This is a genomic window from Azoarcus sp. TTM-91 (assembly GCF_012911025.1).
Lineage (GTDB): Bacteria > Pseudomonadota > Gammaproteobacteria > Burkholderiales > Rhodocyclaceae > Azoarcus.
Genome location: NZ_WUEI01000028.1, coordinates 15,888 through 31,331, shown reverse-complemented (window position 1 = coordinate 31,331; position 15,444 = coordinate 15,888). Strand labels below are relative to the sequence as shown.

The 15,444-nt window shown below is 67.7% G+C and carries 13 protein-coding genes; 7 read left to right on the top strand and 6 right to left on the bottom strand.

Going from position 1 to position 15,444, the window contains the following annotated elements; all coding sequences use genetic code 11:
• Positions 1 to 27: 27 nt before the first annotated feature.
• Positions 28 to 1,659 (bottom strand): ShlB/FhaC/HecB family hemolysin secretion/activation protein, encoded by a 1,632-nt coding sequence (locus GRF61_RS10405; protein ID WP_169150585.1) that lies wholly within the window; start codon positions 1,657 to 1,659, stop codon positions 28 to 30.
• Positions 1,660 to 1,863: 204 nt separating this feature from the next.
• Entirely contained in the window at positions 1,864 to 2,529 is a 666-nt protein-coding gene (locus GRF61_RS10400; RefSeq protein ID WP_169150584.1) for a response regulator transcription factor, read from the bottom strand.
• Positions 2,530 to 2,697: 168 nt separating this feature from the next.
• Between GRF61_RS10400 and GRF61_RS10395 the strand changes: the two genes are divergently transcribed.
• From GRF61_RS10395 to GRF61_RS10375, 5 genes are all read left to right on the top strand, one after another.
• The gene (locus tag GRF61_RS10395) at positions 2,698 to 4,752 is read left to right on the top strand and encodes a sensor histidine kinase (protein WP_211165882.1); all 2,055 of its coding nucleotides are present in this window, start codon (positions 2,698 to 2,700) and stop codon (positions 4,750 to 4,752) included.
• Positions 4,753 to 4,986: 234 nt separating this feature from the next.
• Positions 4,987 to 5,463: a TerB family tellurite resistance protein gene (locus GRF61_RS10390; RefSeq protein ID WP_169150583.1), complete on the top strand. Its 477-nt coding sequence runs from the start codon at positions 4,987 to 4,989 to the stop codon at positions 5,461 to 5,463.
• A gap of 108 nt (positions 5,464 to 5,571) precedes the next feature.
• Positions 5,572 to 6,297, top strand: coding sequence for a response regulator transcription factor (locus GRF61_RS10385; protein WP_169150582.1), 726 nt, complete (start codon positions 5,572 to 5,574; stop codon positions 6,295 to 6,297).
• Positions 6,298 to 6,299: 2 nt separating this feature from the next.
• Positions 6,300 to 7,760 (top strand): ATP-binding protein, encoded by a 1,461-nt coding sequence (locus GRF61_RS25040; RefSeq protein ID WP_211165881.1) that lies wholly within the window; start codon positions 6,300 to 6,302, stop codon positions 7,758 to 7,760.
• A 232-nt stretch (positions 7,761 to 7,992) separates the two neighbouring features.
• Positions 7,993 to 8,976, top strand: coding sequence for an arsenic resistance protein (locus GRF61_RS10375; protein WP_169150581.1), 984 nt, complete (start codon positions 7,993 to 7,995; stop codon positions 8,974 to 8,976).
• Positions 8,977 to 9,039: 63 nt separating this feature from the next.
• Here the strand turns inward: GRF61_RS10375 and GRF61_RS10370 are convergent, their stop codons facing one another.
• The 3 genes from GRF61_RS10370 to GRF61_RS10360 are packed head-to-tail and all read right to left on the bottom strand — an operon-like array spanning position 9,040 to position 12,953.
• Positions 9,040 to 10,164 carry an ABC transporter ATP-binding protein gene (locus GRF61_RS10370; protein ID WP_211165880.1) on the bottom strand — a complete coding sequence of 375 codons (1,125 nt, stop codon included), beginning with the start codon at positions 10,162 to 10,164 and terminating at the stop codon, positions 9,040 to 9,042.
• A 10-nt stretch (positions 10,165 to 10,174) separates the two neighbouring features.
• Entirely contained in the window at positions 10,175 to 11,944 is a 1,770-nt protein-coding gene (locus GRF61_RS10365) for an iron ABC transporter permease (protein WP_211165879.1), read from the bottom strand.
• Positions 11,928 to 12,953, bottom strand: a complete 1,026-nt coding sequence (locus GRF61_RS10360) for an extracellular solute-binding protein (RefSeq protein WP_169150579.1) — start codon at positions 12,951 to 12,953, stop codon at positions 11,928 to 11,930. The genes GRF61_RS10365 and GRF61_RS10360 overlap by 17 nt, the downstream gene beginning before the upstream one ends.
• 401 nt (positions 12,954 to 13,354) lie before the next feature.
• Here GRF61_RS10360 and GRF61_RS10355 point away from each other — a divergent pair, with 401 nt between their 5' ends.
• A complete protein-coding gene (locus GRF61_RS10355) occupies positions 13,355 to 13,696 on the top strand; it encodes a hypothetical protein (protein ID WP_169150578.1) in 342 nt (113 codons plus the stop codon).
• Between the two features lie 332 nt (positions 13,697 to 14,028).
• Here GRF61_RS10355 and GRF61_RS24765 read toward each other — a convergent pair whose 3' ends face one another.
• Positions 14,029 to 14,394 carry a transposase gene (locus tag GRF61_RS24765; RefSeq protein WP_248281190.1) on the bottom strand — a complete coding sequence of 122 codons (366 nt, stop codon included), beginning with the start codon at positions 14,392 to 14,394 and terminating at the stop codon, positions 14,029 to 14,031.
• 367 nt (positions 14,395 to 14,761) lie between these two features.
• On the opposite strand from GRF61_RS24765, the gene catB reads away from it, so the two are divergent.
• Positions 14,762 to 15,394, top strand: coding sequence for a type B chloramphenicol O-acetyltransferase (gene catB, locus GRF61_RS10345; protein ID WP_169150596.1), 633 nt, complete (start codon positions 14,762 to 14,764; stop codon positions 15,392 to 15,394).
• Positions 15,395 to 15,444 lie beyond the last annotated feature (50 nt).

Sequence of the window (15,444 nt, the reverse complement as noted above, 5' to 3'; positions counted from 1 at the left end):
GCGGAATTCCTTGCGGTCGTGCGCGCGTCAGAACGCGCCGTTGAGGCTTACCCAGAGACGGCCGTAGTTGCGGTCGTCGCCCGGGTCGGTCGACGTGACGGGCACGGCGGCCATGATCTGGGCGTTGAAATGCTCGCTCGGCTGGATGGTGAAGCCGACGCCGACGCTGGCGAGGTTGCGGGCTTCGGCGGTGCCTGCGGCGGCGTACTTGCGCGCGGTGCGGCCGCCATCGACGAAGGCGGAGATGAAGCCGGGGGCGGTGCCCAGGCTCACCCGGTAGCGCGCCTCCACGCTGCCGAAGATGCCGCGGTCGCCGAGCACGTCGGCGGCCGGGTAGCCGCGCACCGAGGTCGGGCCGCCGAGGCTGAAGCGCTCAGCGTCGATCAGCGCGTCCGGCGACCACAGGCCGGCTCCGGTCAGCTTCAGATCCCAATTGGTGGCGAGGGGCATCAGGTGGGTGGCCTCGCCCTCGATCTTGAATTTGTGCGCGTCGTTGCGGGTGCCCTTGTCGCTGTCGCGGAAGTTGCTGCTCACCCGCATGCTGGCGGCGGTGTAGCTGAAGTCGTCGTGGATGCGGTTCCAGGCCACGCCCAGTTCCAGCACGGTGACATCGCTGTCGGACAGGCGCAGGTCGTCGGTGTATTGGCGGCCGGAGAAGCTGCGCACCGCCACGGTGCCGAACAGGTTCTCGCGCTGGCTGCGCAGGAAGGGGTGCAGCACGGTGGCGGAGGCGATCTCGCTCTTGCCGTTGAGGTCGAGGTCGCGCAGATCACCGCCGATGCGGTAATCCACCGTGGTGTAGCTCAGCGCCAGGCGGGTGCCGTAGATGTTCAGCGGCAGGCTGTAGCTGGCGCCGTACAGGCGCAGCAGGCCGCCGTCGGAGTAGCTGGTGCGCACGCCGATCTGGTCGCCGATGCCGAGGGGGTTGTTCAGCGCCAGGTTGGCGTCGATACGGCCCTCGCCCACTTCCTTGCGGCCGTAGTTGTTCAGGCTGACCTGGCCCTCAACCGGCTTGTCATCCACTTGCACCGCCAGGTTGGTGCCACCGTAGAGGGCGCCCTGGGTGAGCACCGCGGAGGCGGTCACGCCCGGCAGGTCGTCGATGGCGAGCATGCGCTCTTCCACCGCGTCCAGCTTCACCGGCTTACCGATCAGCGGCGCGGCCCAGCGTTGCAGCAGGGATTCGCTGTAGGTTTCGTTGCCTTCGAAGGTGACCGAATCGGCACGGCCTTCGATGATCTCTATGGTCACCGCGCCACCTTCCACCTTCTGCGCCGGCAGCACCGCGCGGGCAACCGGGTAGCCGCGCTGGCGGTAGTAGGCAGTCAGCTCGTCGGCAACTTTCTGCAGTTCGAAGAGGTTGTAGGACTTGCCGACGCGCTCGGCGACCACGCCCTGGAGTTCGGCGGCGTCGATGGCGGAGTTGCCGGTGATCTTGAAGCTGCTCACCGCGAAGCGCGGCGCGTTCGGATCGAGATTGCGGGCGCCTTCGACCGGCGTCACCTGTACCGGCGCATCGCGTCGCGGCTGGGGAATCTGCGGCGCCTCCTTGGGCACCGTCTCCATGATCGCGCCGGGCGTCAGCGTCGTTTGCGCCTGCGCCAGGCCAGCTCCCAGGCTACCGAGCGCCGCAGCCAGTACACCCAGGCGACATCCCACACTCCTCGACTTTTGCTTCACAACGAACCTCTCGCCCTTTCCCGATCCGCCGGGCAAGAGGCAGGATTCAGGAGATTGTTAACAAACGGTGGGCGATTGTAGGAAGCGGGTCGGGGCGAAAAGCTGTCAACTCCTTACATGGGGCGTGCTAAATCGAGCTCCGGCGTCAACAAAAGCGGCGGGACCAGGCGCGACGACCCGGCCTCAGGTGCTTTCGATGAGTTCGGCGGTGAGGTAGCCGCGGCCATGCTCGGTACGGATCGGCAGCTCGTGGCCGGCCTCGTCGCGGCAGCGACGGCGCAGCCGGCTTACCAGGGTGTCGAGGCGGCGCAGGTCGTAGGAGAACCAGTCCTCGCCGAAGGCTTCCACCACCTCGCGGCGGGTCACCACCCGGCTGCCGCCGCGCGCGAGCAGCGCAAGGAAATCGAATTCGCGGTTGGAGAGCACCAGCTTGGCGTTGTCCGGGGCGTACAGGCAGCACTCGTGCGCCACCAGGCGCCAGCCCGCCGGCAGGCGGCGCAGCAGGGCGGCCACATGGGCGCTCAGTTCAGGCAGCTTCACCGGCTTCACCAGATAGTGGTCCGCCCCGCCCTGCAGGCCGGCGATCTTGTCGTCCACCGAGCCGCGGGCGGTGAGCAGGATGATGCCGGTGGTAGGCGAACTGCGGCGCAGGGAATCGGCCACGCTGATGCCGTCGCCGTCCGGCAGCCCCCGGTCGATGACGGCGATGTCCAGCCGGGCGCTGGCGGCCACCAGCTCGAACTCGGCGATGGAGCCGGCCGTCAGCACGGTGTGGCCGGAGGCGGAGAGGTGGGCCTCCAGCTCTTCGCGGAGGTCGGTTTCATCCTCCAGCAGCGCAAGCAAAGCCATGAGTGGGCGTCTCCCTTGTCGTAATCGCGGTTTATCGGCCGATAATACCTGCCCCGCGGCGCAGGACGTCCATCCCCGTCCGCCCGCGGCGCTCTTTCAGCCCCGCTTCCAGCAGCCTTTCCGCGCCTTCCGTCCATCCCCCGTCGCGCCGCCCGCCTTCCCACGACGATGCTCCCCGCCCTGCTCCGTTTCCTGCTGTTGTTCGGCCTGCTCGCCGCCCTGCCCGGCGGCGCCAGCCTCGCTGCGCCCGGGGAGCGCGCCGGGCAGATTCCGCTGGACGGGCATGTCGAGATGCTGCGGGACGCCAGCCGTCAGCTGACCGTGGAGGAAGTGGCGCAGCGGCCGGATGCGCTGCGCCCCGCCTCGCCCACCTTCAACCTCGGCTATATCGCGGACGCGGTGTGGCTGCGCCTGCGGCTGGAGGGCATAGAGGAACTGCCCCGGGTGTTGCTGCTGGAGGTGGATTTCCCGCTGGTGGACGACGCCCGCCTCTACCTCCCGCTGCCGGACGGCAGCTTCCGCGAACTGCGCCGGGGCGAGAACGTGCCGGCGGACGAGTACCCCTACCGCCTGCGCAACCCGGTGTTCCAGATCGAGCTGGAAGACGGCCTGCTCGACGGCACCCCGCCCACGCTCTACCTGCGGCTGGTCTCGCGCAACTCGCTGGCGGCGCATCTGCGGCTGTGGGAGCCGCTGGCGCTGCTGGACTCCAGCAGCACCATCTCCGGGCTGCTGGGCACCTTCGTCGGCATCGCGCTGGCGCTGTGCCTGGCCGCCAGCTTCGTCTGGTATTACACCCGCAACCCGGCCATCGGCTGGTACCTGGCTTATGCGCTGCCCAGCGCGTATTCGGTGATCCACAGCCTGGGGCTGTCCTCCCCCTTCTTCCGGGTGGACCTGGCGGACACCGGCGATGCCCTGCTCGGCATCTCCATCGCCCTCTCGCTCGCGGCCGGCGCCTCCTTCGGCGCGCGCCTGCTCAACATGCGCAGCTACTTCCCCAATGCCGCGCGCATCTACGAATACAGCTCGTGGACCGCCGCGGTGCTGGGCTGCATCGGCTTCGCCCTGGGCGAATTCGGCCGGGTGATGCCGGTGATACAGGCCGGCGCGGTGCTCAGCATCACCTTCATGCTGAGCGCGGCGGTGAGGCTGGCGGTACGGCGGGTGCCAATGGCCGGGCTCTACCTTTTCGCCTTCGCCATCCTCTACGGCGCCATCTACGGCCGGCTGCTGATGAACCTCGGCCTGCTGCCCAGCCATCCCTTGTTCGAGCATGGCTACATCGTCGGCGCCGCCATCCACCTGCTGCTCCTCAGCGCCGGCTTCGCCAAGCGTTTCCACGACCTGCAGGTGGAACACCGCGCCGCCCAGCAGAGCGCGCTGGAGGCCGCCCTGTCGGCGGAGGCGATGCTGGAACGCCGGGTGCGGGTGCGCACCCGCGAGCTGAACGAAGAGATCGCTCACCGCCTCGCCACCGAGCAGGCCCTGCGCGAGAGCAAGAACCGGGTGGAAGCCGCGCTGCAGGTGGAACGCCATGCGCGCGAAGAACAGCACGAGTTCCTGATGATGGTGTCGCACGAGTTCCGTACGCCGCTGGCCATCATCGACGCCAGCAGCTACATGCTGCGCGGCACCCAGGCCAACCTCTCGGCGGACAACCTGCGCCGGGTGGACAAGATCCAGGCCGCCTCCGACCGCATGGCCGACCTCATCGAACGCTTCCTCAGCAACGAACGCATCCTGATGGAGGAGCGCGAGCTGCAGCCCAGCACCTTCCCGGTGGACCGCTTCGTCGCCGACTCGCTGGACGCCATCGATCCGCAGCGGGAGCGGGTGGAGGTGGAGCTCGCCAGCGCGCCCGATACCCTTACCAGCGACCGCAGCTACCTGCGCATCGTGGTGGACAACCTGGTCACCAACGCCCTCAAGTATTCTCCCGCCGGCGCCAAGGTGGGCCTGCGCATCGCCAATGGCGGCAGCACGGTGGAGATCAGCGTCACCGATGCCGGCCCCGGCATCCCGGAAGCCGAGCAGGCCAACGTCTTCCTCAAGTTCGTGCGCGGCCGCAATGCCGGCGGCACCGCCGGCGCCGGGCTGGGGCTGTACCTGGTGAAGCGCATCGTCGGGCGGCTGGGCGGCAACATCACGCTGGAAAGCCAGCCCGGCGCCGGCACCACCTTTACCCTGCGGCTGCCGCTGGCGTCGCCGGCCAGCCACTGAAGCACAGCGCCACGGCACCGGGAACCTCCGGCCGGGGTGGCACGGTCCTACCGGACGCTGCCGGCTCCCCACCGGCCCTCGTCATCGCCCGGGCAAGCGAAAGGGAAATATTGCTGGCCGGGCCGGCCGCCCGGTGCCACAGGGAGCGGGCACCGGCGGGCAACCGCCTGGAGCCGGCTCCAGGCGGTGCCCAACGCCAGCCAGCCCCCTCCCCCCACTACCTCACGGAAAACGATGCTACGCAACCTGAAGGAACTCTTCGCCAGCCTCACCGAAACGCCCGCCCGCGAGCAGGGCGGCCCCTCGGAGCACACCTTGCAGCTGGCCACCGCAGTGCTGCTGATCGAGGTGATGCGCACCGACGCCAACATAGACCGCGCCGAGCGCGAGACCACGGCGGCAGTGCTGCGCGAGCAGTTCGGCCTCAGCGACGATGAACTCGAACGCCTGCTGGAACTGGCCGGCGAGAAGGCCAGCGAGGCGCCGGACTTCTACGCCTTCACCTCCCAGCTCAACAAGGGCTACGACGCCGCCGAGAAAGTGCGCATCGTTGAATACCTGTGGCGGGTGGCCTTCGCCGACGGCCACCTCAGCCACCACGAGCAGCACCTGCTGCGCAAGATCGCCGACCTGCTCTACCTCAAGCACGGCGACTACATCGCCGCCAAACAGCGTGCCCGCGAGGCCCTGGGCATGCCGCCGGCGCAATGAGGGCGGCGCCCCGGCCGCCCCGGGCCGGGAAACTTCTCTCGCGGTTCAAAACAAATCCATTACAAACTCGCTTGGCACAGGCGCCGGCGAGCCGGTAAAAAACCGCCCATGTCCACGCCCGACCACATCCTCGTCGTCGACGACGATCCCGAGATCCGCGAGCTGCTGTCCGACTACCTCGGCGCCGCCGGATACCACACCCACACCGCCGCCAACGGCGAGGAAATGATGCGCATCGCCGAGGGCTGCCGCATCGACCTCATCGTGCTTGATCTGATGCTGCCCGGCGAGGACGGCCTCACCCTGTGCCGCAACCTGCGGGTGCGCAGCAACGTGCCGGTCATCATGCTGAGCGCCCGCGGCGCGCTGCTGGACCGCATCGTCGGCCTGGAAATGGGCGCGGACGACTACCTGCCCAAGCCCTTCGACCCGCGCGAGCTGCTGTCGCGCATCAAGGTCATCCTGCGGCGGGCGCGCAGCATGCCGGTGAGCGGCGAGCTGGACAGCGCCCCCATCCTGCGCTTCGCCGGCTGGCGGCTGGACACCCACGCCCGCCAGCTGCACTCGCCCACCGGCCTGGTGATCGGCCTCGGCGGCTCGGACTACCGGGTGCTGCACACCCTGTTGCGCCACCCCAACCGCACCCTGTCGCGCGACTTCCTGGTCGATCGCGTCTATGGCAAGGAGCGCAGCCCCTTCGACCGCGCAATCGACGTCTGCGTCAGCCGCCTGCGCAACCACCTGGAAGACGACGCCCGCAGCCCGCAGCTGATCAAGACGGTGCGCAACATCGGCTACCTGCTGGCCGCCGACGTCATGCAGGAGGACACCTGAGCGTGCGCCGCTGGTGGCCGCGGAGCGCGCCTCGGCTCTGGCCGGATTCGCTGTTCGGGCGGCTGGTGCTCATCCTGGTCGCCGGCTTGCTGGCCGCGCAGATGCTCACCAGCACCATCTGGTTCGAGATGCGCTACAGCCAGGTGCTGGAAATGCCCACCCGGCTGGTGGGCGCCCGCAGCGCCGATCTGCTCGCCTTGCTGGACACCACCGCGCCGGCAGACCGCCCGGCGCTGCTGGCTGCCTTCTCCCGCCGCGGCTTCCATGTCGCGCTGCATCCCGGCCCCCTCGCGCATGCCGACCCGCCACTGCCCGAAGCCGCGCCGGCGCGCCGCGACAACCTGCAGCGCCTGCTCGCCGGCGTGCTGGAGAGCCGCTACGGGCGGCCGGTGCCGCTGGTCGTCGAAGAGATCAGCCTGCGCGACGAGGAAGGCCAGGAGGCCGGCCCGCTCACCCTGTTCACCGCCAGCCAGCCGCGCGGCCACTACCATTTCGATCTCGGCCTCGCCGACGGCCAGTGGCTCGCGGTGGAGGCGGAGGAAAGCCAGGGCGGCGGCAACACCCAGCCGCTGGCCGCGCTGCTGGACTACATCACCCGCATCTACGCGCTGCGCATCGTCGTCGTCGTGCTGATCGCGCTGGTGGCGGTGCGCCTGGTGCTGCGTCCGCTGGCGCGCATGTCCGCCGCCGCCGACGCCCTCGGCCGCAACCTGGACAGCCCGCCGCTGGCGGTCACCGGCCCGGTGGAAGTACGCAAGGCCGCCACCGCCTTCAACCTCATGCAGCAACGCCTGCGCGCCGGCATCGCCGAACGCACCCGCTTCCTCGCCGCCGTCTCCCACGACCTGCGCTCCCCCATCACCCGCCTGCGCCTGCGCGCCGAACTGCTCGCCGACGAATCCCTGCGCGCCAAGTTCCGCAAGGACCTGGACGACATGGAGGGCATGGTCACCGCCACGCTGGATTTCATCCGCGGCGCCGAAACGGATGAGCTGCGCCAGGAGATCGACATCGACTCGCTGCTGCAGGGCCTGCAGGCGGACATCGAGGAATCCGGCGGCCAGGTCAGCATCGCCGGCCACGCCCGCGCCCCGCTGCGCGGCCACGCCCGCAGCCTGCGCCGCTGCATCGCCAACCTGCTGGAGAACGCGGTGCGCTACGGCGGCAGCGCCCGCGTGCAGGTGGACGACGCCGCCGAACGCCTGCGCCTGCGCATCGCCGACAAGGGCCCGGGCATCCCGGAGGACATGCTGGAACAGGTCTTCGAGCCCTACTACCGCCTGGATTCCTCACGCAACGCCAGCTCGGGCGGCGTCGGTCTCGGTCTCTCCATCGCCCGCACCGTCGCCCTCGCCCACGGCGGCAGCCTCACGCTGCACAACGCCGCAGGCGGCGGACTGGAGGCGGAACTGGTCTTGCCACGACAAGCAGCAGCCCCGCAGGACACGCCGCCCTCATCCTGAGACCGCGCGCGGTCAGCCCGCCGCCCCCCTGGCGCAACGCAGGCCCGGACGCACGACCATTGCGGCTTTCTCTCTTCCCCACGGACGGAATCCAGAGGAAGGGCGAGACCGGGGAGACCCAGCGCAGCCTTCCCTGCCGCGCGCCGCTTGCCGCAGCGCCGCATAGCCCCTAGATTCGGTCTTCCCCAACACGCAGCAGGCCGCGCCCCGGCGGCTTGCGCACGAATAGAACATGTTCCTCGATCGCCTCACCTTGGAGCGCCGGCAGGTCTGGCTCTACCTGCTCGCCATCGCCGCCGGCCTCGCCATCGGCAGCGCCTTTCCCGCCGCCGCCGCGACCTTCGAATCCCTGCTGTGGCCGGTGCTTGCCTTACTGCTGTACGCGACCTTCGTGCAGGTGCCGCTGCTGGAACTGCCGGCGGCCTTTCGCGACCACCGCTTCACCGCCGCCGCCCTGCTCGGTAACTTCGTGCTGATGCCGCTGGCGGCCTGGGCACTGGCCCAGTGGCTGCCACCGCAGCCGGCGCTGCGGCTGGGCGCGCTGCTGGTGCTGCTGATGCCCTGCACCGACTGGTTCATCACCTTCACCCAGCTCGGCCGTGGCGACACCAGCCGCGCCCTCGCCATCACCCCGGCCAACCTGCTGCTGCAGCTGGCACTGCTCCCCTTCTACCTGTGGCTGATGCTAGGCAGCGAGGCGGCTGCCGCGCTGGGCGGCGGCGAACTGCCGGCCACCGCACTGCTGTTGATCGTCGTGCCGCTAGTGCTCGCAACCCTGACCGAGCGCTGGGCGCAGGCGCGGCCGGCGGGCGCCGCGCTGCGCGATCGCCTCGCCTGGTTTCCGGTGCCGCTGCTGGCGCTGGTACTGCTGTTGATCGCGGCGGCCCAGGTGGGCGCGGTGCGCAGCGCCCTGCCGCTGCTGCCGGTGGTGCTGCCGGTTTTCCTCGCCTATCTGGCGCTGGCGCTGCTGGCCGCCGCCCTGCTTGGCCGCGCCTTTGGTCTGCCGGCCGCGCGGCGGCGCACGCTGGCCTTCGGCTTCGGCACCCGCAATTCCTTCGTCGTGCTGCCGCTGGCCCTGGCGCTGCCGGCCGGCTACGAGGCGGCGGTGGTGGTCATCGTGTTCCAGTCGCTGGTGGAGCTGCTCGGCATGGTCGCGTTCCTGCACTGGGTACCACGCTTGTTTGCCGGGGATGAAGCGGCGGGCGCGCCTTCCTGAAGCTCACCCGCCCCGGCGGCGAAATCCGCGCAGGCCTGGGGCCTCGCAGCCACCCGTGGCGGATCAGGCCTCCGCCTCCGGCGGAAACACGAAACCCCCGTCCGGATACAGCCCCACGGTGAGATGGCCACTCGCCGCCGGGCAAGCGGCGCTGGGCATCTGCGCCTGCCAGCACACCCTGCCGCCCCTTCCATCCGGCAAGGCCAGCGTCAGCTGGGAGTAGGCGCCCAGCATGTGGGCCTCCACCACCTCGGCGACAAACCCGCCGGGTGTGCCGGCCGCAAGCGGATGGATGGCCTCCGGCCGCAGCAGCACTTCGGCCTGGGCGCCTTCCGCCAGGCCAGGCGCGGCGATCTCGCCCAGCGGCGTGGCCACCCGGCCAGCGCGCACGCAGCCACGGTAGCGATTCACCTCGCCGAAGAAGCCGGCTGCGAAGGGCGTGCCCGGATGGCGGTACAGCTCGGCCGGCGAACCTGCCTGCAGGATGCGGCCGGCGCGCATCAGGGCAATGCGGTCGGCCATGAACATCGCCTCGTCCGGGTCGTGGGTCACCATCACGCTGGCGACGCCGCCCTCCTTCAACAAATGGCGGGTTTCGGCGCGCAGGCGGTGGCGCAGGCGCACGTCCAGGTTGGAGAAGGGCTCGTCCAGCAGCATCAGCCGTGGCTGCGGCGCCAGCGCGCGGGCCAGGGCGACGCGCTGCTGCTGGCCGCCGGACAGGGCATGTGGCGCATCCTGCGCACGGTCAGCCAGGCCGACCTGCGCCAGCATCTCCAGCGCCCGCGCGCGGCGCTGTGCCGCCGGCCGGCCGGCGAGCCCGAAGGCGACGTTGTCAAGCAGGCTGAGGTGGGGAAACAGGGCGAAATCCTGGAACACCATGCCCACGCCGCGCTTCTCCGGCAGCACATGGCGGCGGGCGTCGGCGATCACCTTGCCATCCAGGGCGATGCTGCCGCGCTGCACCTGCTCCAGCCCGGCCAGCAGCCGCAGCAGGGTGCTCTTGCCGCAGCCAGAGGGGCCGACCAGGCAGAGGATCTCGCCGGGCGCGAGGCTGAGCGAGACGTCGCGCAACACGCTGGCATCGCCGAAGCTGTGCCACAGGCCGTCGGCGGCAAGCCGGTGGCTATCGCCGGCGCGTGCGGTGGCGGCAGACGGACGAGCACTGAAAGGAAGATCGGGCATGTTCATCGGGGGAGTCTCATACCGAGGGCACCGCCGCCGCGGCGCCGGCCTGGGGCGCGGTGGCGCTGCCCTGCCCCACCCGCGCCAGCAGCACGATGGGCAGCAGCCCGGCGAGCACGATCAGCAGCGCGGCGATGGCGCCGCTCTCGTAAGTACCGCGGGCGGCCTCGCCGTAGAGGTGGGTGGCCAGGGTTTCGAAGTTGAGCGGCCGCAGCAGCAGCGTGGCCGGCAGTTCCTTCATGCAGTCGACAAAGATCAGCAGCATGGCCGCCGCAATCGCCGGCCAGCCCAGCGGCAGGTGAACCCGCCGCGCTACCCGGCCGGCGCTGGCGCCCAGCGAGCGCGCGGCATCGTCCATGGAGTGCGGAATCTTGCTGAAGCCGGCTTCGATGCCGCCGCTGCCCACCGCCAGGAAGCGCGCCACATACGCGTAGGCCAGCGCCGCGCCGGAACCGGACAGCAACAGCCCGGTGGAGAGGCCGAAGAGGCTGGTCGAAGCGGAGTCGATGAACGCATCGAACCAGGCCAGCGGCGCCAGCAGACCGATGGCCAGCACCGTGCCGGGCACGGCGTAGCCTAGGCTGGCGCAGCGCACCAGCGCGTTGGCGAAGGGCGTGCGCGCCAGCCGCAGGGTGTAGGCCAGCAGGAAGGCCAACGCAGTGGCAGCCAGCGTGGCGATGGCGGAGATCAGCACGGTGTTGAAGGTTTCGCGCAGGATGATCTGTTCCAGCCCGGCGTAGCTGAAGCGCTTGGCGGCCTCCACCAGCAGGTAGCCCGCTGGCACCAGGAAGCCCAACAGCACCGGCAGCGCGCACACTGCCGCCGCCAGCAGGCCGCGGCCGGCGGACAACCGCCGCGGCGCCAGCCGGGCCGCCTGCCGGGCACCGGCGGCATAGCGCTGGCGCCGCCGCGCCCAGCGCTCCAGCGCGATCAGCGACAACACCACCGCCAGCATCACCAGCGCGATCTGCGCCGCGCCGGCGAGGCTGGAGCGATTCACCCAGGTCGAATAGATGGAAACGGTGAAGGTGCGCACGCCGAGGAATTCGGCGGCGCCGATGTCGTTCAGCGCTTCCATCAGCGCCAGGCTGGCGCCCACCGCGATGGCCGGCCGCGCCAGCGGCAGCGCAACGCCGAAGAAGCAGCGGAAGGGGCCGGCGCCCAGGGTGCGCGAGGCGTCTATCAGCCCGCTGGCCTGCATCTGGAACAGCGCCCGCGCCGGCAGATAGACGTAGGGATAGAGCACGCAGCCCAGCAGCAGGATGCAGCCCCACATGGAGCGGATGTCCGGCAGGCGGAAGTCCCGTGGGTTGCTGTAGCCCAGCAGCTCGCGCAAGCCGGTCTGCAGCGCGCCCACCGGATGCCACAGGTCCAGGTAAGCGAAGGCGACGATGTAGGTCGGCACCGCCAGCGGCATCAGCAGCGCCCAGCCCAGCACCCGCCGGCCCGGAAAATCGTAGGCGGTGACCAGCCACGCGGTGCCGCTGCCCACCAGCACCACCAGCACGCCCACGCCGGCGAGCAGGATCAGGCTGTCGCGCAGCGCCTGCGGCAGCACATAGGCCAGCAGATGCGGCCACAACTCGCCGGAGCCCTGCAGCGCATGGCCGGCCAGCGACAGCACCGGCAGCAGCACCAGCGCCGCCACCAACGCGCAAGCCAGCAGCCAGCCAAGGCCCGCGCCGCCGGCGGTGAACAAAAGCGCGTGGCGCCGCGCCGGCGCCACGTCTTCAGCGGTAGCGGCGGAGTGCCCCGCCGCGCCCAGGATCTCAGTTGTCGAAGCCAACCTTGTCCACCAGCAGGCTGGCCGCCTTGCGATGCTTGGCGATCTCCACCAGCGGCAGCGCATCCACCTTCAACGTACCGATCTTGCCGATGATGGGATCGACCGCCGCGCCCTGCTTCACCGGGTACTCGAAGTTGGCCTTGGCATAGATCGCCTGGGCTTCGTCGGACACCAGGAACTCCAGCAGCTTCACCGCCTGCTCCTTGTTGGGCGCGTGCTTGGCGATTGCCGCGCCGGCCACGTTCACATGGGTGCCGCCATTCTTGAAGGTGGGCAGCACCACATCGATGGCCTCGCCCCACTTCTGCTGCTCCGGCCCGCCGGCGCCGCTGCGCATCAGGCCGACGTAATAGGAATTGGCCAGGCCGAAGTCGCACAGCCCGCCCATGATGTCGCGCGCCACCTCGCGGTCGCCGCCGCCCGCCTTGCGCGCCAGGTTGGCCTTCACGCCGCGCAGCCAGCTCTCCGCCGCCGCCTCGCCATCGCGCGCGATCAGGTGGGCAATCAACGCGGTGTTGTAGGGATGCTGGCCGGAGCGCAGGCAGACCTTGCCCTTGTACTTCGGCTCCGCCAGCTCCTCGTAGGTGAAGCTGGAGGGCCCGCCCTTCACCTCGTACAGCGTGCGCGCACGCATCGACAGCGCGAACCAGTTGCCCGCCGGGTCGCGCAGATTCGCCGGCACCGCCGCCTCCAGCGCGGCGGACTTCACCGGCTGGGTCACGCCCTTCTCGGTCATGTCCACCAGCGCATTCACATCCACCGCCATCAACACATCCGCCGGCGACCGCGCCCCCTCGCTGGCCACCCGCTCCGGCAGCCCATCCTTCATGAACACCGTATTCACCTTCACCCCGGTCCTGGCGGTGTAAGCCTGCAGCAGCGGCTGAACCAGCCCCGGCTCACGAGTCGTGTAAAGGTTGATCTCCTCGGCCACGGCCGCTCCAGAGAAGAAGGCACTGGCGCAGGCGGCGCCCAGCGTGGCACGGCGGAACAGTTGCACGGCTTTCATCAAGGTGTCTCCAACGTTGTACGGAAAGCGGAAGCTCAAAGGCCGCCATCAGACCGATCGGAACGCGAAAGTTCAACTTAATGATAATTGTTGTTAAGTAGATTGACAGGTTTGGTGATGAAGGTGGGTTGCCATCCGGATAGCGGAGAAGCCATCTTCCGCACAGAAACAAGACCGTCAGCCGCTGTTACACTCCATCCGTTCAGCATGGAAGGTGACCGGTTTGTCAAAACGGCGATACCTGCCGGGTTTCACTTCGGATTTAACGCTGTATATAAATTGGAGGATGGATAAAACCATCTACATACCAAAGCCTTACGCTCGCGGGGCTGGCTGAGTTATACCGCAAGCTTAAAGATGAGTCCGCAGAACTGCGGGCTAAAACACGTTAGGCATTTAAAATGAGCTTTGACATCATCATCCTCAAGCCGTCGGAAGCATCGGTAACTGATCTCACCGAGGTTGAAGAGGTCGACACCCTTGGTAGCTTCGAGGCAGTGTCGCAAATATTTAACGCCGCATTTCCGGGCTGCATGGACGGAGGGTTTCTTTGTGGTGACGACTACTCGGTTGAGCTTTCACTCAGTGGGCAGCCTGTTGAGTCGGCACATCTAACGCTTCGTTTTGGGCAGTCATGGGACACTCAAGGCGAGGCGCATTTTGAACAACAGCTCACTAGCACTTGTGGCCCATCCGGGTGGGTTGCCTTCGCAGTTTCCGACAACTCGCGCATTACCCCATAAGCATGCCTAACCTGACGCTCAACCTCGCTCCCTTCGGTCGCTGGACGCTGCGCGATAAGTCCGCGCAGCGCCGGTTAGCTCTACGTTAGGGATTTTGCATGCGAAGACTATTTTTTCTTCTCTTTACAGCCATAGGCTTCGGCACACAAGCCACTGAGAAGGAAATCCAAATGCAGCAACAGTTTGGTCCGTCTCGTGCCTTCTCTGTAATGGTGCCCACCGATTGGTCTGTTGGGAAGGGAGAAAACTTCTCCGCTAACGCCCCAAACGACGGTCCGTCTCTCGGCGGCACCGCATATCGTATTGAACGCCGCCCCCCTTTGTCCGAGTTCTCAAACGCACCTTACCAGGGCATGGAGAAGATGGGCGTTTTGCCATAGGCGGCGTGATCGCACGGCACGGCCTAGCAGACGCGGGCAAGCTTGTTGACCAGCGCGCAGGCGGCCTTGTTGTGATGAGTGTGCTGCTGCACCGCAGTTGCCCAGGTACGCAGGCTGTCCAGGGGGCGGCTCGCGTCGCGGGCCTCGGCCCGGGAGTACGGCGCGGGCGCCATGGGTGAGCAGCATTCTCAAATGCCGTTCTCCCCGCTTCGAGATGCGGTCACGCGTGCGGCTTCGAGAAGCGCCGGCCTCAGCGGCATCTGCCTTGTTGCGCCGGACATAGGCACGGATGCAGGCTGCGGGCAGCAGGCGAACCAATCCCAGTCAAATTGAGCCAGCGTGCCCAGTGATGCGCAGAGCCGCAAGCCTCCATGACGACGAGACATTCCGGTTGGCGAACCAGCGCTCGAACTAGCCGCGGGTGAGGCGGTGATTGTCGATCACGTGGCAGGACGAATCGGCGACGGCGAGTTGAAAGAGGTGCTTGGCCAGGTCAACCGCAACGGTAGTAGCATCCACGATGGACATCTCCTTCCGAGGGCCGATCCCCATGAGCATCGGTGCGCCTATTGGGCGCGGAAAAGGAGGAGCCATCCATCCCATCTTCAAGTGGCAGTTGTCGGCAAGCCGCGAACTGACGCTCATGTCGAACGTTACCAGTGGAATATTTTCCAAGCCCAATCTTATGGACAATTACTTCGAGAGCCCCTTCAAAGGCAGACAGCTTTCCGAGCATGTAAAAAATCCCAACATTAAGGTTGGGCGGTACAGCTATTACTCTGGCTATTATCACGGCCATCCGTTTGACGATTGCGCACGATATCTGCTGCAGGACGGCGACAATGTTGACAAGTTGATCATCGGCAGTTTCTGTTCTATCGGCACTGGTGCATCGTTCATCATGGCGGGCAATCAAGGCCATCGGTACGACTGGGCATCCTCTTTTCCCTTTTTCTACATGAAGGAGGAGCCCGCCTTTTCGAACGCTGTCGATGCCTTCCAGAGAGCAGGCGACACCGTGATAGGCAGCGACGTCTGGATCGGTGCCGAGGCCATGATCATGCCTGGCATCAAGGTCGGGCATGGCGCGGTGATCGGTAGCCGCGCCTTGGTCACGAAAGACGTGGAACCATACGCCATCGTCGGCGGAAACCCGGCAATTGAAATAAAGAAGCGGTTCCCGAATGAGGAAATATCCCTGCTTCTCGAGATGGAATGGTGGAATTGGCCTATCGAGGATATAGAAGCGGCAATGCCCTTCTTGTGCTCATCCAATATCGTTGGTCTACACAGTTACTGGCGGAGTCTTTTCACCTGAGAACTCAAGGAAATGGCCGGACGAACCGGCCACTTCTTTACGCGAAAATA